The following is a 24,962-nucleotide window of genomic DNA, read 5'->3' on the forward strand; positions in this document are numbered from 1 at the left end:
ATCGACAGGCGTTATTGAGGTTGCGGAGGAGCGCTGAAGGCGGAACGGCATTCCTCTTCCGTAATCCATGATTCCGACCAGACCTGGAGATCGCGGATGACGGATTCCAGCGCCCGGCCTTTGCCTGTAAGCGAATACTGGATGCGGACGGGGGTCTCAGGGAATACCTCGCGCAGCACGATGCCTTCCTGCTCCAGCTCCTTCAGCCGTTCCGACAGCAGCCGGCCGCTGACAGGCAGCGAGGACTCGATTTCCCCGAAGCGCTGGGGGCCCTGCAAAAGCTGATAGATGATTAAGCCCGTCCAGCGTCTGCCGATAATATCCATGCTTTTTTGTAATCTTGGACATAACTCTGTGGATTTCATTAGGCTCACCTCTTACTGTACATTATAAACGAAAAGCCCTGTGCCTAAAACAAATTTGAACGAAAAGCACGGCTTGAAAGGATGATTTCTCTTGGCTAAAAAGAAGAAAAATACGCCGGCTCCGCGTCCTGCGCAGGCGGATGCTCCCGCAACCCTTAAAGACATGCTCAGCCGCGAGGTGCTGGATAAGCTGAAGGCGCAGTCCGATGCGCTGAAGGCTGAAGAGCAAGGTAAGAAGGACGCGGCTCTGAAGGCGGCGGAAGACAAGCGCAAGGCGGAGCAGAAGCGGCTGGAGAATGATTTCGGCCATCTGCTGGAGAACAGCAATCAGGACTGGTCCAAATTTAAATAAAATAAATCTTTACCAGAAAAAGGGTTGACAATCTGCTGCAAGGCCATATATTATTGGGTTTATCATTTAGAGAAGGGAGGCTGACGGGTCATGATTGGAACAAATGAACGGAACAGACAGCAGGATCACATGACAACCGCATATGTACGATCTGATCTCATCGCCTTCGTCCGGAAGACATAATGCGCAGGGTATTGCTGCTGATGTCTGAACTGAATACGGGTGTGCTTTGAACGGGTGCAAGCTTCAACGGGAAGCTGCACTAAGCGCGCCGGGAGCCGCATGATCAGAACTGGTCTGCGGCTCTTTTTTGTGTACCTGGAAACTCGAAATTCACTGAACCCCCTATGGAACCGAACCAGAAACCCAACCTGAGAGGAAATGAAAATAGACATGAATAGCATGAAGCAACAAGCGGAAGAGATGTCCCGCTATAAACACGAGGTGGCCCTTCCGGGCGGCGATCTCAAAATCTACGCCAGTGAGCAATTATTCGGCACGCTGGATTACAAGGTCTTGGAGATGGCTAACAATAATCTGCAGATTCCCGGCATCGAATATATGAGCTACACGCCCGATGTGCATGTAGGCGTCGGAACCTGCATCGGCACTACCGCCGTCTGGGATGCCGAATCCGGTTACGTCTCGCCGTCCATTGTCGGCAGCGATATCGGCTGCGGGATGCGAGTGCATCTGACCAACCTGCATATGGATGATCTGCGTGAAGTGAAGCTGCGCCGCAAGCTGGTCCGCGCTATTGAGAAGTATCTGCCGATGGAGGCCCAGCAGCGCGGCCATTACAGTGATATCCGGCTGGAGAATGTTGTGCGTAAAGGGTTGCACGGCCTGCCGAATAAATATATCCCGGACAGCTACACGCCGAAGAAGTCAAGTGCGCTATCCCACGTTGAGATCAGCAAGCTGGGCTTCGACGAGGAGATTCTGAATGAGCTGCCGGACATGGCCTGGCACCGGGGCCACCGCCAGCTCGGGACCCTTGGGGGCGGCAACCATTTCGTCGAGATTCAGGCGATTGAGATCGCGGAGGAGCAGCGGGAGGTGGCGGAAGCCTGGGGGCTTCAGGACGGGCAGATTGCTGTCATGATCCACTCCGGCTCACGGGCCTGGGGCGGCATGGTCAATCAGTTCTGCACCCCGGCCTTCGCCAAGGTCATGGGCCAGCTGGGGCTGGGCAGCGCTGATCCGCGCCTGATCTATGCGCCTCTGGCGCATCCGCAGGCTCAGCGTTACGTCAATCTGATGTATTCGGCACTGAACTATGCGGTCGTGAACCGCCATTTAATTGCTTATGGGGTCCGCGAGGGCTTCCGTGACGTCTTCGGCACGAAGTGCGAATTGCGCACTCTCTACGATCTGATGCACAATTACGCCTGGGAAGAGAAGACTTCCTCAGGCAGCAAGTTCGTACACCGTAAGGGGGCTACCCGCGCTCTGCCGGCAGAGCATGCGGATAATCCGCGTCCTTATGCAGCGACCGGACATCCGGCGCTGATTCCCGGCTCGATGGGCACCGCTTCCTATATCATGGTCGGCCAGCCCGGAGGGGAAGAGAATTATTATTCCATCTGCCATGGTGCAGGACGTATCCGCTCCCGCTCGGCCACGAAGCGGCTGGTGAGTGTCCAGGAGTTCTCCCGGTCGATGAAGGTGGGAACAGAAGACGAGATTGTCGTGAACCAGCATTCCCTGGAATCTATCATTGACGAATCCCCCCAAGCCTATAAGAATGTAGATGAGATCATAGAAAGCGTTACGGGCGCCGGCCTGGCTGCCGTGGTGGCCAAATGCAAGCCGCTCGCAGCGATAAAGGGGACGAAATAAGGATGGAGCAGGAGAACAAGAAACCGGCTGTAATCTATGAATATGATGAAGAGAGAGCCGGCATTATCAAAGGCTATGATGTGTACGCCCGTCTGGTGGACGGCATCCTTGAAGCCCTCTACACCCGCTACGGTGTCCGTTACGAGCTGTATGCCAGCGATGATCCCAACAGTGAGTATTGGAAGCTGCTGGAGAACGATGTGCAGAGCGGGAATGCCGGAGTGGAGCATGTGGCGCGGATTTTTGACCGTCTGGAGGACCGGACCTTCGTGTTCGATGATGAGAAGGAGCAGCCGGAGTATCATATCCATCTGTCGGTCCGTAATAATGTGCTCGCTTATCCGGCGATGGGTATTGCGCTGGCGCGGGTTCCGGTGTTTCAGGAGAACGGGATTAACTTCCAGGATTATGTGTTTGCCGCATCGGATCAGCAATTGCAGTTCTTCCTTGGTAATGTGCGTAAGCGTCAGCGGGAGCAGAATATCAACAAGGTGACAGTGTTCACCGACCGGCGCAACGGAATTTCCCGGGAGGATGAGCCGATTACGCGTGCGGTTAGGCGCGAAGAGGTGATTTTGGACGCTGCGATCAAAAAAGAGATCTACCGCTCGCTCGACCAGTTCTTCGACAGCGACCGCAGCTTCTATGTCACCTACGATATCCCGTACAAGCGGGGGATTCTGCTCTACGGGCATCCGGGCAACGGCAAGACCACCCTGGTCAAATCCATTGCCGGAAGCGTGCCGGGACCGGTGCTCTATTGGCAGATTACGGAGTATACGAGCAGCGAATCGGTGAATGAGGTGTTCGAGGCTGCGGCCCGGCTGGCGCCGATGGTGCTGGTGATTGAGGATATCGACTCCATGCCGCAGGAGGTGCGCTCCTTCTTCCTGAACACGCTGGACGGGGCCACCTCCAAGGAGGGGATCTTCCTGATCGGCACGACCAATTATCCGGATAAAATCGACCCGGGTCTCATGAACCGCGCCGGGCGCTTCGACCGGGCCTATGAGATCAAGATGCCAAGCGAGGCGCTGCGCCTTGAATATCTGCAGCTGCGCGGCTTCTCCGCCTTCGCAGGTGAGGAAGGCACGGCCACCGCTGCGCGTCTGACCGGGGATTTCTCCCTGACCCAGCTCGGCGAGCTGTATGTCAGTGCCGCACTGGAATGGCATGAGAACGGCACGGCAGATGTGGAGCTGCTTGTGCGCGGCATGCGCGGCGAGCTGGACAAGGGCCGCAAACGGGAATGGATGAAGGATGCTTCGGCCAGTATCGGTTTTTATTGAATAAAATACGTGGAGAGCAGGCTGCCAGCGCGAATGAGGCTGGGGAATGAATCGCCAGAGTTAGCATGCAGGGAGCCGGGAGGCTCCCTTTGTGCTGAATTTGGGCTCCTCCGCCGTTGCTGGCTGCTAGCCTTCGGTGTTTACAAATTAGAGGTTTCGGGGTCATCTGGGGAGTTCTGCGGACACAGAGGACGTTATTTGGCGAAAAAGACGCCTTTTCTGCTCGTATCGGACTCAGGAGCCCCTATATTGTATTGTGGAGCGTAAACGGAGGCCGGAGAGGGGACTTAACGACATCTGAGTCCGCCAGGCATGCGAAATGCTGTGTTCCGGCCAAATAAGGGATCTCCAGTCCGCAACGGGAGTGGCGGGGTTCGCTCCCCCGCACATCGCACCCCGCACCATCGCATCTCGGCCCATTGCACCCTAGCGGATCCCGCCCCACCGCCCCTCCGGGGAAGAAGGACTTTGCTTGCGAACAAAATGGATGGTTTCAGGAAATTTCGTACAGAGGTGTAACTTTTCGCATTCTCATACGTGGATGCAGTAAGGGGGGAGGAGATGGAGCCGAATTCGCTGGATGAACTATATGAACAATATGTGGACGACATCTACCGTTATCTGCGCTCCCTCTGCCAGGACCATCATGCGGCCGAAGATTTGATGCAGGATACCTTTTACCGGGCGTATCTGTATCTAGAGGATTGCCGGGAGGAACGGGTGAAGCCGTGGCTGTTCCGGGTCGCGTATAATGCATTCGTGGATTATACGCGCAAGGAGAAGCGGAGTGTGGCGAAGGAGGGTGCTTATTTCAGCAGCCTGCCCCACCCGGAGACAACGGAGGGCACTCTGCTGAAGCAGGAACGCTGGGAGGAAGCGGCGCGGGCACTTAGCCTGTTGCCGGAGGGGCAGCGCCATGCCCTGCTGCTGCACGATGTGCACGGGCTGAGCTATAAGGAAGCCGCTGACATTATGGAAGTGGGCTTGTCTCAATACAAGATACTCGTATTCCGCGCCAGGCAGAAGCTGCGTGAGGCGGATCGGAGGAGGAATGAGCATGAGTGAGGAATTCAAAGAGAAGCTGCGCCAATATAGCGAGGGCACCCTCCCGGAGGAAGAGCGTGAGGAGCTTGAGAGCGAGCTTGTGAAGCTTGAGGCGTATCAGCAGTATCTGGAGGAGCAGATGGAACGGGAGGAGCAGGACGGGCAGGCTACCGGGAGTTGGACCAAGACGGATGCGCAAGGAAGCGCAGCTCCAGGGTTCAAAAAGGCGAAGAAGAAGCGAAGAGAGAAGTCCGTTATTCGCCGGGGTAAATGGAAGGCGCGGATTAACAATACACTTACTGTATTTTCGGCGTTCCTGATCTTTACGGTCATTAGCAGCATTATCACAATAGTCTTCTACAACACCGGAGACCGCGGCGACACTTACCGTGATGTGGTAGAATCAGCGATTGCCGTTACCCGCCCTAACACCACGGTGCGCCTTTCATCGGATGCGCATTATTTTTTCCGGTTGGAGTTATCCGGGAATCTGCTGAAGCAGGTGGGCAGCGAGAGCATTCAGGTGGGCAGCTATACCCAGGATCTCCATCTGGGCCTGGCCAATATTGGTGAGTTTAATTGGACGGATGAGCGGAATGGGTCTGGAAAAGTGTTCTATTATCCGTCTGAGGAGGGCGGCGCCGTTGGAGGGGATGATAATGACCAGTGGAAGAGGCTGGCGAAGCTTCCTGAAGGTACGGTTGCTGAGGCGTTTCTGTCACTCGGCCATTTATATACCACAGATGAACTCCTGAAGCAGTTGGAGCCGCTGAACCTTCAGCCTGTCTGGTTCGGTGCCGATACCGGACCTTCAACGAGGAATGACGATGTGGTTGTATATCCGCTTGGCTTCCCCTATCAGCCCATTTGGCACAAGGACGATATGAAGACAACCCAAGTTACCAAGGAAAAAACAGGCTGGTTCAGCTCCGTATCAAGCTACAGCAGTGTATCGCCTTCTGTTGAAGAATACGGGAGCGGTGCGCTGCGGGATGCCAACTTTATCAAGACTCTTAAGCTGTTGCAGCAGCATCAGACACTCGCGGGCAGAGCGGTGCATATCAACCAGTTAGATACCTCCGTGGCCTATCTGGAGCACAACGGAGTGAAGCTCTATGGAGCCGTTGTCACCGGACCGGTCAAGGAGCTGCTGAAGCTGCGCGAGGCTTCATGGGTAAGCCACCTCCAGGTAGGGGAAGTACGGCTGTGGAACTGGAGGGAGTGAGGACTACAATAGGAGATTGGGCAGGAGCCGCCGTTTACTTGCAAGGTTCGCGTATGCAGAAGAAAAGCCGCCTAGCCGGCCAAGGGGAAGAGGCAGCGGAAGCCGGGCCTCCCGCTTGCATTCCCTCTTTAGGGCATCGTACAATGAAAGAACGTAAACCTGGGCTTTGAACATGAAATGGCTGAGAGTCGCAGTTTACAGCGCTTCTCGGCCATTTGCGGTTTGGAATGCCGGTTAGGGTGACAATAGGAACAGGGAGTGGATGCAGATGAAGATTGGAGTGGTCTCGGATACACATCTCTCAAGCCGGGCCAAAGGGCTGCCGTCCGTGCTTATAGAAGAATTCCGTCAGGTGGATATCATTCTGCATTTGGGTGACTGGGTGTCGCCGGAGATTTACGATATGCTCGCCGAGCTTGCTCCGGTAGAGGGGATTGCCGGGAACAACGATGGCTATGAGATTATTGAGCGCTTCGGCGAGAGCAAGATCCTTACGCTGGAAGGCATGCGCATCGGAATGATTCACGGACACGCTCCGTATTCCCGCAAGGGTACGGATGGTAATGCGCTGCTCGCTTTTGAAGGCCAGGACGTAGATTGCATCCTCTTCGGGCATTCCCATCAGCCGCTGATGCGCCGGGAGAACGGGATTCTGCTGTTCAACCCCGGATCGCCAACGGACAAACGCCGGGAGAAGCAGTATTCCTTCGGCCTGATGGATATTGAAGATGGTAAAATCACGGCCCGTCATGTCTTTTACGATTCCAGGGAATAAGGGGGCGCAGCTATGCTGAATTTTCGCTTTGAACGGGCGGGTCTTGAGGATGTGGAGGAGCTTGCGCCGGTATTTGATGAATATCGCAGCTTCTACGGGCAAGCCTCGGACCTGGAAGCTGCCCGGGAGTTCCTGACGGCAAGGCTGCAACATGACGAATCGGTTGTCTTCATGGCCGTTGCCGGTGAGGGAGAGGACAGACGGATCTATGGGCTGGCGCAGCTGTATCCCTCGTTCTCTTCCATCACGGTTCAGCCCGTATGGATTCTGAACGATCTGTTCGTGACGCAGGAGCAGCGCGGGCAAGGATTGGGTTCGCTACTGCTTGAAGGCGTGAAGGGCTTCGCGCAGGGGACAGGCGCCAAGGGTTTGACGCTGTCCACCATGATCACCAATACCGGTGCACAGCGACTATACGAAGCCCAAGGTTATGAGCGGGACGAGAGCTTTTATACTTATCATTTATATTTCTGAAGATATAGTTAGGAGAGTTATAGTGGTGGAGACAAGCAGTAAGCTGGCTGTATTTTTTGATCTGGATGATACGCTGTATGACCATCTGGTCCCGTTCAGGGAAGCCGTTCGTGAGGTACTGGCACCTGATGAGGGCAAGCTGGATTATGCGGAGCTGTTCTATACTGTACGGCATCACAGTGACCTGCTGTGGCCGAAGTATCTGCGCGGGGAAATGGAGCTGGAGGAGACGCGGGTGCTGCGGCTGGAGCTGGCTTTTGTCGAGTACGGGTTGCCGCTCAACCGGGAGCAGGCGGTGCAGATACAGGCCTCCTATATTGCCCGCCAGTACACGATTGAGATGATTGAAGGCGTAGCGGAGCAGCTGCAGCGCTTCATTAGCCAGGGCCATCCGGTAGGCATTATCACCAACGGCCCGCAGGATCACCAGATGGGCAAGCTGCGCGGGCTGGGCATCGACCGGATCATTCCCCCGGAGATGATCTTCATCTCGGATGCAGTCGGTCTGGCGAAGCCGGACCCGGCCATCTTCGCTCATGTCAACAGGGTGACGGGAACGGCACCGGAGAACAGCCTTTATGTGGGCGATACCTGGGCCAACGATGTGGTCGGCGCGCTTACGGCAGGCTGGCAGGTGTGCTGGTACAATCCGCGCGGGCGGAAGCCGGGCACGGCTCATGCGCCGAGCTATATTTTCACGAATTATAAGGAGTTCAGCGAGCTGCCGCTGGTGTGATATTCATACAGAAAAGGTGCCCTCCGTGAGTGGAAGGCACCTTGTTTTGTATTTTACCTGGAAGCTACTTAGCCGCATCAGCACTAAGCTCTGCTAATTAGCGAAGCTATAAGTCGAATCGGTCAGATTCAGCCGTTTCTTCAGCTCAGAGGTGGCGTAGATCTTGTTGTCGTCTGTAATGAAGAAGGCCTCCACCTTCTCCGGCAGTGCCTCAAGATACTTCATGCCGTCTTCAAGGCCCATCAGGAACACACCGGTAGACAGTGCATCCGCATCGGTTGCATTCGGGCTCATGATGGTGATGCTCTTCAATCCGTTCTGGGAAGGGAAGCCTGTACGCGGATCGAGGATATGGTGGTAACGCACCCCGTCCTGCATGAAGAAGCGCTCATACACCCCGGAAGCATCAATGACCTCATCGGTAATCTTAATCGTGCCCAGCTGGGTGCCCCGGCTCTGATCGGGGTCCTGCAGGCCGATATTCCACTGGGAGCCGTTTGGCTTGTTGCCAAGGGCGATAATGCTGCTGCCGCCGAGATTGATCATCGCGCTGTTCAGGCCCTGAGCCTTGAGATAGTCGGCGATCCGGTCAGCCGCATAGCCTTTGCCGATTCCGCCCATGTCCAGCACCATACCCTCTTTGGCCAGCTTGACCGTCTTCGCAGCCTCATCGACAATTACATCCTTGTAATTGACCAGACTCCGGGCCTTGTCGATCGCCGCCTGGTCAGGCACATGCTCCCCGCCTTCGCCGATCGCCCATAGATCCACAAGCGGGCCAACCGTCGGATCATACAGCCCGTCCATTTCCTCAGCATATTTGAGGGAGAGCTTCACGATATCCAGCGTTTCATCAGACACAGCAACGGCTTCTTTGCCGGCGGCTTGATTCACCGCGTACAATTCCCCGTTCGTCTTGGTGCGGCTGAACTCGATATCCATCCGTTCCAGCATAGCCTGAATGTCGTCCATATTCTTCTGTTCCACCGTATCGCCGAACACCTTGATAGTGACGACCGTATCATAAATATAAAACGTCTGCTCCAGGGATTTCGTATCGCCGTCTTTGGAGGCAGCAGCGCCAGGGGTTCCGGTAGCAGCAGGGCTGTCTTCACTCTTGTTGCCCATTGTAAGCCAGATTACCACAGCCGCAGCGATAACAACGACTAGAGCGGCCAGAATGACAAGGGTTTTTTTGTTCTTAGATTTTTTTTTGATTTCAGACATATTCCACCATCCATACAATTAGTTTCGTGGTTGCATCTTTACTATCATACCCCAGAAAGAACGGCAATGGATACTCATTTGGTGACATTTTGTGCAGAAGAGCAGCTTGCCGAGTGCCGAATCCGGTGATATTTTGATGAAAATATTGTCTTCTTCCCGGTGGCGTGGTAAATTGGGTGATAATTAATGACCGGAAATAAATTCTAGTCAATATGTATTCTAGAGAATGGAGTGTTACCCATGTCCATTGACCGTAAAGCATTAATCCTGCAGGCAGCCACCCTGTCCTTTGTTCAATTTGGCTATAAGGCTACGACGATGGATCAGGTATCCAGAATTGCCAATGTGGGCAAAGGCACGATCTATACCTTTTTCAAAACCAAGGAAGAACTGTTCGAGGAAATTCTGGACAAGGCCACCTCCGAATTAACATCGGTGCTGAACCGTGTGGCTGCGCAGCGAACTTCCTTCGTGCATAAGCTGCTTAATCTGCTGGACTCCATTCTGGAATTCCGCCTGGACCATGAGCTGTTCGTCAAGCTGGCCCAGGAGGTACGGGACATCGGTACGGCCCAGGCGCTCGAAGGAGTGAAGCGGATGGAGGGCTACGCGCTGGACTTCCTGCAGCAGCAGATCGGAGAGGCCATCGGGAGTGGAGAAGTGAAGCCCTGCGATGCCAGTGTGGCGGCGTTTATGATTCTGCGGATGTATCTGGCGCTGACCACGGAATGGAACAAATCCCATGAGCCGCTGGATCAGGACAAGATCAAAGAGCATATGATTCTGTTCATCTCCACCGGAATGCTGCAATAGAGGCAAACTAGCGAATTGTTGTAATGACTAAACAGAGCTTCAGATTGTACGTTGAGCTGTTCCGGCACCCCGGGCTATAATGAAAGCGTTAATGAAGACGATTATGGCGCAGCTGAAGTCTAGAGCTGGCATGGCGGCGGGGGACTGCTGTCCTGTTCCAGATGGATGAGAGCGCCTTCAGACAAAGTGAGGCTGATGGTTATGGAAGAGTATAACAGCGGTATCGGGCTTGGCGGGCAGGAGGGTCCGGCGGCACCCCAAGATCCAGTGGAGCGCCGTAACGGCTTCTTCGTCATGTTCGAGACGGCGGTTGAGGCAACCGCCCGGGCGGAGGGCAAGCCCTCGCAGGAGGTCTATCTGGAAGGCAATTATCTGATCGATAAGGCCAAATACATAGGCGGGGTCACGGATGAGCAGATGCTGGCGATGCTTAGAGACTGGAGCGGCTTCCGCAAGCTGGTGCACAGCATTGGAGTGTCCGTGAAGACGGCGGAAGAGGGGGCAGCAGTCACTTTTCTTATGCAGAATTGGGGCAGAACCAGCAAGTATGAGACCGGCACGCAGCTGCGGGTCCCCTGCCCGGGCGACGGAACGGAAATCCTAGTGAAGCTGGAGGAGCATGAGTGGTCTGAGGAGGATGTGGCTCCCGGCAAATATGCCTTTGAATTCAACAATGAGGGGGAACTGGGGACAGCGAGCATCGTTCTCTACCTGAATGACGGGTACACCGCGCCTGAGCTGACAGCGGAACCTTCCGTAGACTTCGATTCGTCTGCTTACCGCGCGATGATTGCGAAGTCTCTGTTATATTCGGGCAATAACCGGCGGCTGAAGCGGGCTATGGACAAGGCTGCTAGCGGCGAAGATGTGACGATTGCTTATATTGGCGGGTCCATCACTCAGGGGGCTGGAGCTAAACCCATTCATACAGAATGCTATGCCTATCAGTCGTACTTGAGATTTAAGGAGCTATTCGGCAAGGAGGGTGGAGAGAATATTCATTTCATCAAGGCCGGGGTTGGCGGGACGCCCTCTGAGCTTGGGATGATCCGCTATGAGCGGGATGTGCTGAGGGATGGTGCAGCCGCTCCCGACATCGTAGTGGTGGAATTTGCCGTGAATGATGAAGGGGACGAGACGAAGGGCAACTGCTTCGAGAGTCTTTGTCTCAAAATCCTGTCTGCGCCGAATCAGCCTGCCGTCATTCTGCTGTTCAGTGTCTTCGTGAATGACTGGAACCTGCAGGACCGCCTCTCCCCGGTAGGCAGACGCTATAATCTCCCTATGGTTAGTGTCAAAGATGCAGTAACAGAGCAGTTCCGGCTGAGCAAGGCCGAAGGGAATATCATCTCCAAACGGCAATTTTTCTACGATATCTATCACCCCACGAATGACGGGCACCGCGTAATGGCGGACTCCCTGGGCTACCTTTTCTCCGAGACCGCCCGGATGGGATTGGATGAAAAGGAGCAGGATACTCTGGCGGGACCGCCTGTGCTCGGCAATGATTTTGCCCATGTCCGGCTGCTGGACCGTATAAGTGATCTGGGCAGCGCAGGTACTGCGGTTGCTATTGAAGCAGGCGGCTTCCACGGTACGGATGAGGAGCTGCAGCAGGTGGAGCTGGATGCCAATCCGTTCGGCACTCCGCAATTCCCGCATAACTGGATGCACACGGCTGCGTCCGGTGAGGATCGCTTCAGGCTGACAATCACCAGCAAGAATCTGATCCTGGTCTTCAAGGATTCGGGCAGCCCGGATGTAGGCAAGGCGGAGGTTCATGTGGACGGCAAGCTGGTTCTGACGGCAGATCCGCATGTGAATAGCTGGACGCACTGCAACGCTGTGATTCTATACAACAATGAGCAGAGCGAGGAGCATGTGGTGGAGATCCGGATGGTGCCTGAGGATCAGGAGAAGAGCTTCACCATCCTGGGCTTTGGCTATACGGCTTAAGAATCGAGCGGGTAGAAAAGGGTGTCACCGTGGCAGCACGAAGCTGCTTCCGGTGACACCCTTTTTGTACCGTTCATGAACAGGACGGCGTTTCAGCTTGTGGCTCAGGACTTCTGGGTAGCGCGGAATTCTGTGCTTAGTCAAGCATGAATTCCCTGTATTTATTCTTGCGGGGATTAAGCACGAACAGAATGCCGCTGGTGTAGCCTGAGACGGCATTGAAATTCCGTTTCAGGGTAGCTTTTGCCGTCAGATAGGTCAGTGTCCAGAGCAGCGCCGCATAATTCTTCACGGGTGCTTTGCGCAGATTCAGCAGATAATAATGATTGACTGCTGTCGCCCGGGCAACCCGGCCTGCCTTGTCGCGCGAGCTGGGCGATTCATGGTGCATGATTTTCAGCTCCGGGTTAATCACCAGCTTGCCGTATCTGCTTGCCAGATGGCACATATAGATATCGTCCGCCACCGCGTAGCTGGTCATCCAGGGGTACGGCTTCATGTCCTGCAGCGCTGAGCTGCGGAAGGACATGTTGCAGCCATGGAAGAAATCCGTCTCAAAAATATCCTCCGTCTCCCCCCACAAAAGAAGAGACCCAGCCAGTGTGCTTGCCGACAGTCTACCTGGCGAAGCCGACATTTGGCAGGTCAGCCGGCCAAGCAGCTTGCCTGATTTACTGCTGGAGAGACCCTTGGCGATTCCGCCTACTCCGACAATGGACGGATCTGAGGCGTAGGTATCGAGCATCCGGCGGATATAGAGCGGATCGTCCAGCTCCGCATCGTCATCGAAGCTGAGCAGAATCTCTCCGTCGATGAGCCCGAGGGCCTCATAGCGGGAGAGCCAGACGCCGGGCTTGGTTTTGCGGTAATAGCGCAGGCTGGCATCCGGAAGACGCCCGAGCACCTCGCGGAAATCATCCAGCACCTGTTCTTCGATCTCACCGTCGTCCACGATCAGCAGTTCGATGGAGACATTCTCCAGCCCGGTCTGGGCACCGATGGATTCAATGCAGAGAGTCAGATCGCTGATCCGGTTACGAGTGGGAATGACTATAGACAGGTCATGCATGCCGCTGACTCCTTTCGGGACGCCATAGACCGTCCGCTTTGAATTAGTTGCTCTAATTTTACCTGCCCGGCCGGGCATACGTATATACCTCTTTCGTTTACTTTTCTCAAGGAAGCCAGCAGGGAAGAGAGTGTACGGGACATTCAATGGGAAGGGGCCGTTCAGAAAGTTTGTTTGTAATTTTCGGTTTTTAACTATATAATAGTAAGTAAATTGCAATACCAATAACATTACCATTCAGGAGGAATTCCCATGAGAATAGATATATGGTCTGATTATGCCTGCCCGTTCTGCTATATCGGCAAAAGACGGCTGGAGCACGCGCTGAGCCAATTCCCCGGCCGTGACCAGGTGGAGGTCGTGTTCCGCAGCTTCCAGCTGGACCCGAATGCACGCACCGATGAGACGAGAGATATCCATGAGCTGCTGGCCGGCAAATACGGCATGACCCGTGACAAGGCCAAGGAGATGAACGCACAGCTGGCCGAGCAGGCGCAGGGTGTAGGTCTGGAGTTCAATTTCGATACGATTCAGTCCACGAATACCTTTGACGCTCACCGCTTGAGCCACTATGCCGCTACTCAGGGCAAGGCTCCGCAGATGACCGAACGGCTGCTGCGTGCTTATTTCACCGATTCACTGAATGTGGGTGACCGTAAAGTGCTGGCTGAGCTGGCTGCGGAGGCCGGACTGGATCAGGCTGAAGTGGCTGCAGTGCTCGACAGTGAGACTTACGGCGACCGGGTCGAGGCTGACATTGAAGCTGCCCGGCAGCTGAACATCACCGGCGTTCCGTTCTTCGTCTTCAATAATAAGTACGCCGTATCCGGTGCGCAGCCGGGTCCGGTCTTTACTGAAGTGCTGGACACGGTATGGGCGGAGGAACAGAAGGGTCCAGAGCTTCAGGTGGTCGGCCAGCCGAAGTCCGGGGCTGCACCGTCTGCTGACGGCTGCGATGACGGTTCTTGCAGCATCTGATTATTATCAGTGGCAGACTTGAGATAAGCGTTGCAGCATGCTGTGCCTGGACGGGACGTACGATTCATTCTGGTTACGGACTACAGTTCCGCTAATTGCGCCAAAAGGCCATTTGGAGCGGCGCGGCGGACTGGCAAGTCTGCAACAAATGGACGCACCAAACCCCCGCCGCATGAAATTCCTGCAGCGGGGGTTTTTGTTCCTTACAGAGACCACTGGCCTGGAGCGGGAAACCGAATCGTTCCGTTACCGGAACGAGGTCACCAGACTGGAGAACAGTGTGCGGACATCGTTCTGGTACGCATTGATCGGCTCCACCGGACGGTTCAGGCCGAACAGGGTGTAGACAGCGATGCGGGCGGCACGGACTGAATATTCTTCCGTGAAAACGATATCGTCCGGGATCTCGCAGTATTGGCCGATAAAGGCCAGGTTGGTTGAGCCTTCAGGCACCACCTGCGGCCGGTCGCTGTTCAGGCGCGGCATGAACTGGGAGGTGATATACGGCATCATGCAAGGAATACAGTTGGCGGTAGCCATGATCTCTTCCTTATGCGCCTCGAAGTGCAGATGTCCGATCAGCTCCTCCATAATCTCCTCGCCGGTACAGTCGCACATTTTTTTGTGTACATAATCGCCGAGCTTGTCCGGGTAGAGGCCATATCCCCAGAAGACCCTGACATGCTCCGGCTGGTTGCGGAAATGCGGCTGGAAGGCCAGCACGACAGACATCAGCCAGCTGGAATCCTTGAAGGTGACGAGTGCGCCGGTTCCGGCCCGGTTGCGGGTGAACTTCTCCATAAGGTCGAAGAACTTCGAGTCCTGGAAGGTTACCGTGAAGGATTCCCATTTGGATTCATCCACATGATCATCGAAGGAGGAGGGATTGCCGAGACCCGGCTTCTTCGCGGCGATATTCTCCCACAGCTTCCACGAGCTGCCCTTACCGTTCAGCCCGGGAGCGGAGGTCATTGATCCGAGGCTTGCGCCTTCGGTCATCGAGCCGTTAGTCACAATGACGCGGTCACCTTCATGAACCTGGATCGTGTCCTCCACGCCATCGCGGATGACCTTCATCCCGGTCACTGTGATGCCGTCGCCTTCTTTGAATTCCAGATCAGTGACCGTACATTTCAAGTTGAAATCTACGCCCAGCGGCTCCAGATATTGATGCAGCGGCAGAATAATGGAATCATATTGGTTATATGGGGTGCGGGTTACGCCTTCAAGCGTTTGAATTCTCGGGAATTCGTGCATGAAGCGGAGCATATAACGCTTGAACTCAACCGCACTATGCCAAGGCTGGAAAGCAAAGGTCGTTGCCCACATGTACCAGAAGTTCGTCGTGAAGAAATGCGGCCCGAACCAGTCGTTAATCCGCAAGGTGCCCATGGCTGATTCCGGGGTAATGACCAGCTTGCCCAGGGCCAGGCGGTCTGCCATATCGAAGCCCATTGAGGTTACATCCTGAACCTCACCCTTGCTGTTGATCAGCCGGGCCTGGCCGCGGGTCGGATTGGATTCGTCGAATTGAATGATTTCTTCCCGCAGCGTCAGCCCCGGCTGGTCAATGGACGGAATGGTATTTAATAGCTCCCACAGATTCTCATAGGTCTCATCGTTCAGCATCCGGCCGCCGCGAATGACATACCCGTGCTCTGCATCGCCGGCTCCGTCATTGCTGCCGCCAAGGATCTTCATTTCTTCAATAATGTGAATGTTCTGTCCGGGAAAACCACAGTCTCTAACCAGATAGGCTGCACCCGCAAGGGAAGCAATGCCACCGCCTACGAAATATACCTGCTCGTTACCGTACTCTTTTTTCACTGATTACCGCCTCCATAGGTTTGCTTGAATACTGGACCTGACCCGAGTGTAATCCAGTCCCGCCCTGGAGGGTATCATCAAAGCACTTGATCTGTATAAAATTTGGACATATGGAACAAAGTGTAACATTTTCGAGCAGAAAAAAAGCCGCAGCCCCTAAGGCTACGACACAATGTTCTCATATTTATGCAGTGCCTTCAGAAAGTTCCCTTCAATCAGGACGCTCAGCTTCCCGATCATCTGCTCCGGCGGCTCCTTCATCCCGTCCTGCATCCATTGAATGACCAGTCCGGTGAAGGCCAGCGTGTAAAAGTTAGCGATGAACTGCTTATCCGGCGTTCCGACATCCAGTCCGGCGGCCAGCTCGTTGATGACGCCCATGACGAGATCATTCGTCACCTCATACAGATAAGCATCCAGATGCGTCCGTCCGAGGGAGTCCAGCGTATTGCAGCAGAACGCCTTATTATTCTCAATATAGCAGAATATCCGGTAGAATCCGTCTGTCCACGTGCTGTAGCTGCGGTACTCGGCAATGCTCTCGACAGCCTCCGTCCTGTAGATCCAGCCCAGCAGATCATAGATATCCTGAAAATGATAATAAAAGGTCTGCCGGTTCACGCCGCAATCCTCGACCAGATGCCGGACGGAGATTTTGTTCAGCGGATGATGGGCCATCAGGTCTTTGAGCGAGCGGGCGAGCGCATTTTTGGTGAGCAGGGAATTGGACATAAGGGTCATCAGCTCCTAACAGGAATCAGCGTGTGCGCCAATAGTGTATCAGCAGCCGGCCGCCCTCGGCGATCAGACCCAGAGCGAAGCCGCCTGCTGTAAACAGGCCGAAGGACAGAAAGCCCGCAAGATCCTCGAAGCCCGACATCTCACGGTAAGTGTACAGGTACATCAGGAAGAGCCCCGCCACAGTTCCAGCGGTTGAGAAGATCCACACAAGCTGCGCACCCAGCCAGCCGAACCCGTTGACAATACCGGAGATGACAAGGGCAAGGATGGCCCAGCGTAGGGCAAGAATAAAGTTGAAAGGCTCACCTAACCACATATACCGGTGCAGAATCAGCAATAGCCACAGCAGCAGCGCGTAACCGGCAGACCATGCCAGCCAGCGGCCCGTCCGGGCAGGAGGCAGGAAATTCATTATCAGCTCACCCCATGTATAGCGTTATACCTCTTCCAGTTCCTCTGCGCTCTGCAGCATGAACTTCAGGAGGTTCGGAAGGTCTTCCATTTGCTCCTCGGTAATTTGTCGTTTGAATTGCAGTTCAACACAGTTATTGTACGTATCGTCCGTCTGTCCATAGCGGAAGCTGAGCGATTGCACAGGCTGGAATTCGGGTCCCCAGATTCGGGTCAGAATCTCTTCAATCGCCGGGCACTGCACATTCACATCTTCTATCTCCATATAAAAGCGTAAGAAAAGACTGCACCCCGGATCGCTGCCCGGTGTCTCCAGAATCTCATCGCTGAGGTCCTTCACTGTGGATTGCAGCAGAATCTCGGACGTTACGTTAAAGCCTTCGGTCAGCTTGAACGCAAGGCTGAATTCACGCGACATCAGCGCGAGATTGAGAGAATCGGACCGGTCTGTTACAACCAGAACCCCATCCAGATTATCGTAGTCGTAGATCTGGTTCTCCAGGGCGATTTTAATATTGTCAAAAACAGTAGGGTGGAACAAGAGCAACACCTTCTATTCGTTTCTCTATATTATATTATGATCTGCTGTCGGCACGCACAGCTTAGGAATTAGTTCGTAGGTGCCGGTGCCGTGTATTTCAGAAAAGTCTTCGGAATCGCGCTCTCAAACGTCAGGATTTCGCCTGTGGTTGGATGAACGAACGAGAGCACTCGGGCATGCAGGCCGAGACGGCCGACCGCCTTGGTCTCTGCGCCGTACTTCTTGTCTCCGGCAATCGGATGGCCGATGTCGGCCATGTGGACACGGATCTGATTCTTCCGTCCGGTCTCCAGATGCACCTCCAGCAGGGAGAAGTGGCGGTTCGCCTGGATCAGCTTATAGCGGGTTACGGCATGCAGCCCGTCTCCCTCATGCGGACTGGAGTACATCTTCAGCGTGGAGGTCTCCTTCAGCCAGGAGCTGATCGTGCCTTCGGATTTCTTAACGGCACCTTCCACCAGAGCCACGTAGGAGCGTTCCTTGACGGTCTCCTTCCAGCTGTTCTGAAGGGACTGCTGAATCGCCTCGCTGCGGGCAAACATCATGACACCCGAGGTATCACGGTCCAGCCGGTGCACGACATAGACGCGGTTCTTCGGGTTGCTCAGGCGGACATGCTCCATCAGCTGGCGGTAAGCCGTCAGTTCATTATCTTCTCCGGTTGCGATGGACAGGAGCCCCGCATCCTTCTGAATCACGATAATATCGTCATCCTCATGGACAATGGTCAGCCCGAGCAGCTCCTTGGCTTCGGCAGGCTTCTCCTGGTCAATCGTTACGGTCTGGCCGGGATGGAGCTGATGGTTATGCTTCGTCACCGGCTTGCCGTTCACAGCAACCTGCCCGCGGGAGAGCATGGATTTGATCGAGTTGCGCCCCTTGTTCGTAATCGTCTTCAGCAGCCAAGCAAGCAGCTCCGCCGGCTCGGCCACCGTATAGGATTTGGGTGCAGCTGCCGGCTTGGCAGGGGCCCCGGATCTTGTTCCCTGTTTATGGTTAGAGGTTCTGTTCCCCTGATTTCTGGTTCTTCTTGTATTCATGCTGCATTCTCCGTCCTTTAAGTAGGTTACTCCTCAATATACCATGGGCCGTGAAGAAATACTACGGAAGGGAAGCGGGCAGCTAGATATAGAGGAGCAGGCCGATACAGATCATCAGGGAGAGCAGGATATAGCTCCAGGCTATGACCTTTGCGTACTTTTTCTCCCGGAGCCAGCCCCGGTTACTGTAAATTCGGATATCCACCACCAGCAGAAGCAGGGCCGAGAACAACAGTATCCCGGCTAGACTTCCCAGCAATCGGATCATACGCTTCCTCCTCCATAGGCGGTTACCTGCACAGGCTGGTACTTAATCATGCTTGAGGCCCACTCTGCGGATATGCAGGGTCAGTCTGATATCTACACCAACACTGCTGTACAGGCTCTCCCAGTCGTTTTTGCCGCGGATATGCTCCCTCCAGTAGGCGGGATGATGGCTTCGGATCTGTTCGCCCATGCCAAAAATATCAGAGTGGTCCTGCTGGGTCTGCTTCACCAGTCCGGTCAGCACCGTCTGAATCTGCTGCTCGAACTCCCGCTCGATCTCATGCAGCTTCTGTGGGGAATTGACGGGAACATCGCTGCTGTAATGCTCGTCCAAATCCCCCTCCAGGAAGATCTCATAGGACAAACAGGGCTTGCCGTCCTTGATATAGCTCCGGGTCCGGGTGAATCGTTCATTGATCTTGGTCATGACAATCCCGAGCTCCTGCGTAGGGAGCAGAGTGGAATAGCCGCCGGGGTCCATCCCTTGCATCGCCATGAACCCGCCGATTTCTATAGGGGCAGTCTTGCCCGCCATCTTGCCGCCGCTGAAATAAGCCAGCCCTTTGATCAGAATATTGTCCCTGTTGCGCAGTGCGACATAAGGCAGATAGGCGCTTTGTCCCCACTTGGAGTCCGCTGACCAGAAGGTGCCGATATAGTCGCGGGGGAACTTGCCGGAAGAGACCGATTTCTCCATCATGGACAAAATATAGAGCGTAGGCACGCGCTGCAGCGGCGGATTCACATCCATAAATGCCGAAGCACGGCCCTCGGAGACGAGCAGCCAGGTTCTGCGCCGGATTTCCGGGTTGCGCCGCAGATAATCATTCAGCTCGGCAAGGCTGCCCCGGGCAATCTCCTCGCTGATGATGATGATCCGCAGGTGAACCAGATAACGCGGGTCGGCAATCTGCTGCTGCAGATTATTCATGGCGTCATCGAGCGAGATGCCGCGCACGCTGACTACCCAGACAGGACTGGTCTTGCCTTCCCCTGCGCTGCCGCCGGTGCCAGGGCCCAGCGGGACTCTGCCCGGAACGGCAATCTGAGCGGTGACACTGATCATCTCCGTAGGCAGAGAGTTATCATGGATGTGAGTCACCCGGTCTTCATTTTGCGTATCGTCTGCAGGGATCTTGTCAATGGATAGGCCGAGAACCAGCGCGCGGTCCTCAATCTCCACCTGATCCCAGCATCCGCTGAGCAGCGGGGCAGCTATAGTGAGCAGCAGGAGCAGGGCGAGCGTGCGCGGAAGCTGTATTTTCATGAGGTCACCTTCTTCTTGTGGCGTCTGAGCAGATAGACCGTCCATAACAGCAGAGGATAGCCGAACATCAGCATCATGCCGGCATTGCCGAGGTGAAGGGCCCACTGGTAAGATTCGAACACATTGGAGGGCAGCATGGCCAGGATGAACATCACCGGCAGCAGGACCGTGGAGGCCATCCGCTGGTCGCGGAATCGCAGCAGCTTGTGCAGCAGATAGGCAGAGATGTAATAAGTAGTGTAAATCGTCGTGTAGACAGAGATGACCCAGATAATAATGAAGATAGCATCCAGCCGCTCCAGGAATCCTTCGCCAAAGGCCGCCGAACGGGCCATCTCCAGAGTAGGGTAGATCAGCAGCTTGGTCTCCTCGGCACCGAATATCCCTACAGAGGCAATGACGATCAGCACGTAGATTGCACCCGACAGGAAGATGGCCCAGGCCCCCGCACGGACGGCATGCCCAGGCTTCTCCATGAATGGAATCAGCAGCACGATGACGAAGGAGCTTTGGAACAGATAGGTGGCCTCCCGCGTCCCTTTCCAGAACTGGAGGCCGGGAGCCATCAGGACAGGCTGCAGATTGAGCATCTCCACATTTTTGAGCGAGAGCAGAATGGTAACCAGAATAGAGCCGACAATCAGCGGCAGATAGAAGAAGTGGATATAGGAGAACTTCACAACGTTGCGCCTGGAGGACAGCAGACTGATGAGCAGCATCAGGAAGATGGTTGCTTCGATCGGTGTTTTTTTGTACAGCACGGTTGTGGCGACATCCCCGAACTGGCGTACAGTGAGGCCGGTGAGTACAATGAACAGCAGCATAATCACCACAGTGAAAATAGCAGCAAGCGGGCGTCCGATCAGGCGGCGGCTGAACACAAACAGGGTCTCCTGCGGAAACCGCTGGCACAGGGAGGCCAGCAGCCAGTAGCTGATGAAGGAGAAAAGTACGCCGCAGAATGCAACAAGCGGAGCGCTGCTGTTGCCTGCTTCGGTCATATAGCGCGGGAAGCTGAGGATGCCCACTCCGATAATGGTGCTGCTGATCACGGCTGCTGCGCGCAGACTCGTAATCTGGCGCGGATTATTCATCGGTCTCATCTCCCTGCCTGAGAATCTGATCAATCTCTGCGGCTGGCACGCTGCGGGGCAGTCTGTCCGTATCCCGGGCATGCAGGAAGCTGGGGCGGCGGCGCATCCACCAGAGCGGCACCCGCACCAGCGTATCCTTCAGATCACGCCACTTGCCGGGAATGTAGGGGGACATATAGGGAACTCCGAAGGACTCCAGGTAGAGCAGATGGTTCAGAATCAGAATCGTACCTGTCATCACGCCGTAGAGGCCGAACATGCCCGCCAGAAGGATCAGCGGAAACCGCAGCATCCGCAGGGCGATTGCCGCATTATAGGCCGGAGTGGCGAACGAGCCGATGGTCGTCAGAGCCACAATGACAACAGTGATCGGGCTGGCAAGTCCCGCGCCCACTGCCGCCTGTCCGATGACGAGGACGCCTACAATAGATAATGCCCCGCCGATCATCTGCGGCAGCCGGATCGTCGCTTCCCGCAGCACCTCCATAGATACCTCCATGATCAGCACCTCCAGCACAGCCGGAAACGGCACACCCGCCCGGCCGCCCGAGATTGCCACAGCGAAATCTGTAGGCAGCAGCTCGGGGTTGTACGAGATGACAGACACATATAACGCCGGGAAAAACAGCGAGCAGGCCAAAGCAATCAGCCGGATGATCCGGATTAGGCTGCCCATAATGAAGCGTTCCGTATAGTCATCCACCGTCTGGAAGAACTGGTTGAAGAGGGCGGGAACAATCAGGGCAAACGGGGAGCCATCCACAAGAATGGCGACCCGTCCTTCCAGAAGGGCGGCCACAGTTTTGTCCGGCCGCTCAGTGCTCTGAACCTGAGGGAAGGGTGACAGCGGCTGGTCTTCGATGAACTGCTCGATGTATCCCGCATCAAGGATGCCGTCCGTATGAATCAGCGAGATTCTGCGCATGACTTCAGCGACCAGACTGCTGTCAGTGACGCTGTCAATGTAACATAGAGCCACCCTCGACTGAGTACGTGCACCGAGCGGGCTAATTTCAATCCGGAAGTCCGTGCTCTGCAGCCGGTAGCGCAGCAGGGAGAGGTTGTTCTCCAGCTTCTCCACATAGCCTTCACGCGGCCCGCGGATAACCTGCTCCGTCTGCGGCTGCTCGACCCCACGCATCTCAATCTGGCGCATCTCCATGCGTAGCGCCTCGGGAATCCCGTCGATCAGCAGAATCAGGTCACCCTTCACAGCCGCTTGAGGGAGAGCGGACAGATCGGCAGTTGTGGTGCCTTGAGTGACCTGGACGGCAGTACTCCAGATGTAATGAATCATTCCGCCCGCATTCTCCAGGATTTCGGGCTGGCCTGAAGGCGGGGCCATTAACGGTTTCAATACATGCTCACGCACCTGCTCCATATTCACGAGTGAGGAGAAGAAGAGCATTACGGCAGGATAAGCCCCGAAGAGCAGGAAGTCGCGCACGACCAGGTCGCCGTTCTCCCCGAGCCTGGCCTGAAGCTCCGGCAGATCGGTCTTCAGCTCTCCTGTCAGCCTGCTGCCGCTGGCCGGCTTCGGCTCTGGAGGAGAAGACTGTTGCTTATCTATGTAGGAGGCATATTTATCTTTCCAATCTTGCAAACGGGCGATCTCCTTCATGGGCAGATGGATGAATCTATCTAAAGTGTTGCTTGATCGTAAGGTTTTTATGTAATTTCTATGTGTAAGGCCCGGAAGGAGTGCTATGATATCTGCTTCAGGCGGTTGCTTGGCAGCCGGTTGCCCGGTAAACTAAAAGGTAGAAAGCCTTAAGGAGTATGAAGAGATATGGAGATGCAAGGATCATTAATGGAGCAGGCCCAGGCCGAGCTGCAAAAATATTACGGTTATCCCGATTTCCGGGACGGCCAGAAAAAAATTGTGAACAATCTGCTGGAAGGCCGCGATACGCTGGGCATTCTGCCTACCGGAGGCGGCAAATCCATCTGCTATCAGGTTCCGGCGCTGCTGCAGCCGGGGCTTACCCTGGTCGTCTCACCGCTGATCTCCCTGATGAAGGACCAGGTGGATGCTCTGACGACCGCAGGGATTCCCGCTGCTTATATCAACAGCACCCTGAGCGGCAAGGAAGTGAATGAGCGCATCCGCGCGGCCCGCCGCGGCGATTTGAAGCTGCTCTATGTAGCTCCCGAGCGTCTGGAGCTGGACTGGTTCCGCCTGGAGATGGCCGGACTGAATATCTCTTGCGTGGCTGTCGATGAGGCACACTGCGTCTCGCAGTGGGGCCATGACTTCCGCACCAGTTATCTGGCAGTGTCCCCGTTCGTGGAGCAGCTGCCGCAGCGTCCGATTCTGGCGGCCTTCACCGCTACGGCTACCCCGGAGGTCATGGAGGATATGGTCCGGCTGCTGCGCCTGCGCGAGCCGGGCGTCTTCATGACCGGACTTGGCCGCGACAACCTGGCGATGTCCGTGCTGCGCGGAGAGAACAAGCGCGAGTTCGTGCTGGATTACGCGGCTCAGCATGCCCATCAGCCGGGTATCGTGTATGCCGCCACCCGCAAGGAGGTGGATGATCTCTATCAGCGCCTCCAGGCCGCAGGCATCACCGCCGGGCGCTATCATGCCGGAATGAACGATCAGGAGCGGGCGGACAGCCAGGAAGGCTTCCTCTATGACGATATCCGTGTCATGGTCGCCACTAATGCCTTCGGGATGGGGATCGACAAGTCTAACGTGCGTTATGTCATCCATTACAATATGCCGAAGAACATGGAGGCCTATGTTCAAGAGGCGGGCCGTGCCGGGCGTGACGGGGAGCCGAGCGATTGTATCCTGCTGTTCAGTGCGCAGGATATCATGACCCAGAAATTCCTGATTGAGCAGAACCCGCAGGACCCGGAACGCAAAGCCAACGAATACCGCAAGCTCCAGCAGATGATTGAATACTGCTACACTACCCGCTGCCTGCGCAGTGCGCAGCTCGACTATTTCGGCGAGAGCCATGACGATGATCACTGCGGGATTTGCAGCTCCTGTACCGACGAGCGTGAGCTGGTCGATATCACGGTTGAAGCGCAGAAGATCTTCTCCTGCATCCACCGGATGCGTGAGCGTTACGGCGTGGCGCTGGTCTCATCCGTGCTGAAAGGCTCGCGTAACCAGAAGGTGCTGCAATACGGCTTCGAGAAGCTGCCGACCCACGGCGCTATGTCCAGCCGCAGCGAGAAGGAGATTACCGAGATCATCAATATGCTGATCTCGGAAGGATATCTGGCCTTGTCCGAAGGCCAGTATCCGGTGGTCCGGCTGCAGCCGCTGGCAGCCGAGGTGCTGCGCGGCCAGCGCCAGGTGCATCAGCGCGTGGCCCGCACGCTGGTCACCTCCGGCACGCGGGACCGCAGCCGTTCGCGCGACACTTCGCCGTCTGCGGTCAACGAGACGGTGTTCGAGCAGCTGCGCCTGATCCGCCGCGAGCTGGCGGGGCGCGAGCATGTGCCGTCATACATCATTTTCAATGATGCAACGCTGCGCGAGATGAGCGTGGTCTGTCCGCAGACGGAAAGCGAGATGCTGAGGGTGAAGGGTGTCGGGGAAGTGAAGTACCGGAAGTACGGCAAGGCCTTCCTGGAGTTTTTTCAAAATGACATGTAAAGAAGGTTATAAG

Annotated in this window: 24 protein-coding genes; 12 read left to right on the forward strand and 12 right to left on the reverse strand. The window is 55.4% G+C overall.

Features of this window, described 5'->3' with window-relative positions; all coding sequences use genetic code 11:
• Nucleotides 1–11: 11 nt before the first annotated feature.
• Nucleotides 12–365: a winged helix-turn-helix transcriptional regulator gene (locus MKX51_RS05110; RefSeq protein ID WP_036727611.1), complete on the reverse strand. Its 354-nt coding sequence runs from the start codon at nt 363–365 to the stop codon at nt 12–14.
• Between the two features lie 91 nt (nt 366–456).
• On the opposite strand from MKX51_RS05110, the gene MKX51_RS05115 reads away from it, so the two are divergent.
• The 8 genes from MKX51_RS05115 (at nt 457) to MKX51_RS05150 (ending at nt 8,102) form a co-directional block, all read left to right on the forward strand.
• Nucleotides 457–717 carry a YqkE family protein gene (locus MKX51_RS05115; protein WP_340943357.1) on the forward strand — a complete coding sequence of 87 codons (261 nt, stop codon included), beginning with the start codon at nt 457–459 and terminating at the stop codon, nt 715–717.
• Nucleotides 718–1,110: 393 nt separating this feature from the next.
• Entirely contained in the window at nt 1,111–2,559 is a 1,449-nt protein-coding gene (locus MKX51_RS05120; RefSeq protein WP_340991430.1) for an RtcB family protein, read from the forward strand.
• Between the two features lie 2 nt (nt 2,560–2,561).
• Nucleotides 2,562–3,848 (forward strand): ATP-binding protein, encoded by a 1,287-nt coding sequence (locus MKX51_RS05125; RefSeq protein WP_340991432.1) that lies wholly within the window; start codon nt 2,562–2,564, stop codon nt 3,846–3,848.
• 561 nt (nt 3,849–4,409) lie between these two features.
• Nucleotides 4,410–4,913 (forward strand): sigma-70 family RNA polymerase sigma factor, encoded by a 504-nt coding sequence (locus MKX51_RS05130; RefSeq protein ID WP_340943351.1) that lies wholly within the window; start codon nt 4,410–4,412, stop codon nt 4,911–4,913.
• Nucleotides 4,906–6,117 carry an anti-sigma factor gene (locus MKX51_RS05135; RefSeq protein ID WP_340991433.1) on the forward strand — a complete coding sequence of 404 codons (1,212 nt, stop codon included), beginning with the start codon at nt 4,906–4,908 and terminating at the stop codon, nt 6,115–6,117. Before MKX51_RS05130 ends, MKX51_RS05135 begins: the two co-directional genes overlap by 8 nt.
• 268 nt (nt 6,118–6,385) lie before the next feature.
• Complete coding sequence (locus MKX51_RS05140; protein ID WP_340943346.1) at nt 6,386–6,892, forward strand: metallophosphoesterase family protein; 507 nt, start codon at nt 6,386–6,388, stop codon at nt 6,890–6,892.
• 12 nt (nt 6,893–6,904) lie between these two features.
• Nucleotides 6,905–7,366, forward strand: coding sequence for a GNAT family N-acetyltransferase (locus MKX51_RS05145; RefSeq protein WP_340991434.1), 462 nt, complete (start codon nt 6,905–6,907; stop codon nt 7,364–7,366).
• Between the two features lie 25 nt (nt 7,367–7,391).
• Nucleotides 7,392–8,102, forward strand: coding sequence for an HAD family hydrolase (locus MKX51_RS05150; RefSeq protein WP_340991435.1), 711 nt, complete (start codon nt 7,392–7,394; stop codon nt 8,100–8,102).
• Nucleotides 8,103–8,195: 93 nt separating this feature from the next.
• Here MKX51_RS05150 and MKX51_RS05155 read toward each other — a convergent pair whose 3' ends face one another.
• Entirely contained in the window at nt 8,196–9,329 is a 1,134-nt protein-coding gene (locus MKX51_RS05155; protein ID WP_340991437.1) for an FAD:protein FMN transferase, read from the reverse strand.
• Between the two features lie 240 nt (nt 9,330–9,569).
• Between MKX51_RS05155 and MKX51_RS05160 the strand changes: the two genes are divergently transcribed.
• Together MKX51_RS05160 and MKX51_RS05165 are read left to right on the forward strand one after the other, a co-directional pair.
• Nucleotides 9,570–10,142 (forward strand): TetR/AcrR family transcriptional regulator, encoded by a 573-nt coding sequence (locus MKX51_RS05160; protein ID WP_340991439.1) that lies wholly within the window; start codon nt 9,570–9,572, stop codon nt 10,140–10,142.
• A 201-nt stretch (nt 10,143–10,343) separates the two neighbouring features.
• Nucleotides 10,344–12,098, forward strand: a complete 1,755-nt coding sequence (locus MKX51_RS05165) for an SGNH/GDSL hydrolase family protein (protein ID WP_340991440.1) — start codon at nt 10,344–10,346, stop codon at nt 12,096–12,098.
• 136 nt (nt 12,099–12,234) lie between these two features.
• Here the strand turns inward: MKX51_RS05165 and MKX51_RS05170 are convergent, their stop codons facing one another.
• Nucleotides 12,235–13,167 (reverse strand): glycosyltransferase family 2 protein, encoded by a 933-nt coding sequence (locus tag MKX51_RS05170; protein ID WP_340991442.1) that lies wholly within the window; start codon nt 13,165–13,167, stop codon nt 12,235–12,237.
• Nucleotides 13,168–13,419: 252 nt separating this feature from the next.
• On the opposite strand from MKX51_RS05170, the gene MKX51_RS05175 reads away from it, so the two are divergent.
• Entirely contained in the window at nt 13,420–14,145 is a 726-nt protein-coding gene (locus MKX51_RS05175) for a DsbA family oxidoreductase (RefSeq protein ID WP_340991443.1), read from the forward strand.
• A 246-nt stretch (nt 14,146–14,391) separates the two neighbouring features.
• On the opposite strand, the gene MKX51_RS05180 is transcribed toward MKX51_RS05175, so the two are convergent.
• From MKX51_RS05180 to MKX51_RS05220, 9 genes are all read right to left on the reverse strand, one after another.
• On the reverse strand, nt 14,392–15,972 hold the full coding sequence (locus MKX51_RS05180; RefSeq protein ID WP_340991445.1) for an oleate hydratase: 1,581 nt from the start codon (nt 15,970–15,972) through the stop codon (nt 14,392–14,394).
• Nucleotides 15,973–16,134: 162 nt separating this feature from the next.
• Complete coding sequence (locus MKX51_RS05185) at nt 16,135–16,704, reverse strand: TetR/AcrR family transcriptional regulator (protein ID WP_340943331.1); 570 nt, start codon at nt 16,702–16,704, stop codon at nt 16,135–16,137.
• A gap of 25 nt (nt 16,705–16,729) precedes the next feature.
• A complete protein-coding gene (locus MKX51_RS05190; RefSeq protein ID WP_340943330.1) occupies nt 16,730–17,125 on the reverse strand; it encodes a hypothetical protein in 396 nt (131 codons plus the stop codon).
• Nucleotides 17,126–17,149: 24 nt separating this feature from the next.
• Entirely contained in the window at nt 17,150–17,665 is a 516-nt protein-coding gene (locus tag MKX51_RS05195; protein ID WP_445321985.1) for a hypothetical protein, read from the reverse strand.
• A gap of 68 nt (nt 17,666–17,733) precedes the next feature.
• Entirely contained in the window at nt 17,734–18,705 is a 972-nt protein-coding gene (locus tag MKX51_RS05200) for an RluA family pseudouridine synthase (RefSeq protein WP_340991447.1), read from the reverse strand.
• 82 nt (nt 18,706–18,787) lie between these two features.
• Nucleotides 18,788–18,973 (reverse strand): CLC_0170 family protein, encoded by a 186-nt coding sequence (locus tag MKX51_RS05205; protein WP_340991448.1) that lies wholly within the window; start codon nt 18,971–18,973, stop codon nt 18,788–18,790.
• Nucleotides 18,974–19,015: 42 nt separating this feature from the next.
• Nucleotides 19,016–20,239, reverse strand: a complete 1,224-nt coding sequence (locus MKX51_RS05210; RefSeq protein ID WP_340991449.1) for a Ger(x)C family spore germination protein — start codon at nt 20,237–20,239, stop codon at nt 19,016–19,018.
• Entirely contained in the window at nt 20,236–21,333 is a 1,098-nt protein-coding gene (locus tag MKX51_RS05215) for a GerAB/ArcD/ProY family transporter (protein ID WP_340991451.1), read from the reverse strand. The genes MKX51_RS05210 and MKX51_RS05215 overlap by 4 nt, the downstream gene beginning before the upstream one ends.
• Nucleotides 21,326–22,936, reverse strand: a complete 1,611-nt coding sequence (locus tag MKX51_RS05220) for a spore germination protein (protein ID WP_340991453.1) — start codon at nt 22,934–22,936, stop codon at nt 21,326–21,328. Before MKX51_RS05220 ends, MKX51_RS05215 begins: the two co-directional genes overlap by 8 nt.
• Before the next feature lie 186 nt (nt 22,937–23,122).
• On the opposite strand from MKX51_RS05220, the gene recQ reads away from it, so the two are divergent.
• Entirely contained in the window at nt 23,123–24,949 is a 1,827-nt protein-coding gene (gene recQ, locus MKX51_RS05225) for a DNA helicase RecQ (RefSeq protein ID WP_076081844.1), read from the forward strand.
• Nucleotides 24,950–24,962 lie beyond the last annotated feature (13 nt).

This window comes from Paenibacillus sp. FSL M7-0420, assembly GCF_038002345.1.
Taxonomy (GTDB): Bacteria; Bacillota; Bacilli; order Paenibacillales; family Paenibacillaceae; genus Paenibacillus_AQ.

Excerpts from the sequence above, each read along its gene's own strand:
- MKX51_RS05210 (WP_340991449.1), bottom strand. The coding sequence starts at position 20,239 with ATGAAAATACAGCTTCCGCGCACGCTCGCCCTGCTCCTGCTGCTCACT.
- MKX51_RS05110 (WP_036727611.1), bottom strand. The coding sequence starts at position 365 with ATGAAATCCACAGAGTTATGTCCAAGATTACAAAAAAGCATGGATATT.
- MKX51_RS05135 (WP_340991433.1), top strand. The coding sequence starts at position 4,906 with ATGAGTGAGGAATTCAAAGAGAAGCTGCGCCAATATAGCGAGGGCACC.
- MKX51_RS05185 (WP_340943331.1), bottom strand. The coding sequence starts at position 16,704 with ATGTCCAATTCCCTGCTCACCAAAAATGCGCTCGCCCGCTCGCTCAAA.
- MKX51_RS05215 (WP_340991451.1), bottom strand. The coding sequence starts at position 21,333 with ATGAATAATCCGCGCCAGATTACGAGTCTGCGCGCAGCAGCCGTGATC.
- MKX51_RS05130 (WP_340943351.1), top strand. The coding sequence starts at position 4,410 with ATGGAGCCGAATTCGCTGGATGAACTATATGAACAATATGTGGACGAC.
- MKX51_RS05140 (WP_340943346.1), top strand. The coding sequence starts at position 6,386 with ATGAAGATTGGAGTGGTCTCGGATACACATCTCTCAAGCCGGGCCAAA.
- MKX51_RS05205 (WP_340991448.1), bottom strand. The coding sequence starts at position 18,973 with ATGATCCGATTGCTGGGAAGTCTAGCCGGGATACTGTTGTTCTCGGCC.
- MKX51_RS05200 (WP_340991447.1), bottom strand. The coding sequence starts at position 18,705 with ATGAATACAAGAAGAACCAGAAATCAGGGGAACAGAACCTCTAACCAT.
- MKX51_RS05190 (WP_340943330.1), bottom strand. The coding sequence starts at position 17,125 with ATGAATTTCCTGCCTCCTGCCCGGACGGGCCGCTGGCTGGCATGGTCT.
- MKX51_RS05120 (WP_340991430.1), top strand. The coding sequence starts at position 1,111 with ATGAATAGCATGAAGCAACAAGCGGAAGAGATGTCCCGCTATAAACAC.
- MKX51_RS05160 (WP_340991439.1), top strand. The coding sequence starts at position 9,570 with ATGTCCATTGACCGTAAAGCATTAATCCTGCAGGCAGCCACCCTGTCC.
- recQ (WP_076081844.1), top strand. The coding sequence starts at position 23,123 with ATGGAGATGCAAGGATCATTAATGGAGCAGGCCCAGGCCGAGCTGCAA.
- MKX51_RS05165 (WP_340991440.1), top strand. The coding sequence starts at position 10,344 with ATGGAAGAGTATAACAGCGGTATCGGGCTTGGCGGGCAGGAGGGTCCG.
- MKX51_RS05175 (WP_340991443.1), top strand. The coding sequence starts at position 13,420 with ATGAGAATAGATATATGGTCTGATTATGCCTGCCCGTTCTGCTATATC.
- MKX51_RS05125 (WP_340991432.1), top strand. The coding sequence starts at position 2,562 with ATGGAGCAGGAGAACAAGAAACCGGCTGTAATCTATGAATATGATGAA.
- MKX51_RS05170 (WP_340991442.1), bottom strand. The coding sequence starts at position 13,167 with ATGCATGACCTGTCTATAGTCATTCCCACTCGTAACCGGATCAGCGAT.
- MKX51_RS05145 (WP_340991434.1), top strand. The coding sequence starts at position 6,905 with ATGCTGAATTTTCGCTTTGAACGGGCGGGTCTTGAGGATGTGGAGGAG.
- MKX51_RS05155 (WP_340991437.1), bottom strand. The coding sequence starts at position 9,329 with ATGTCTGAAATCAAAAAAAAATCTAAGAACAAAAAAACCCTTGTCATT.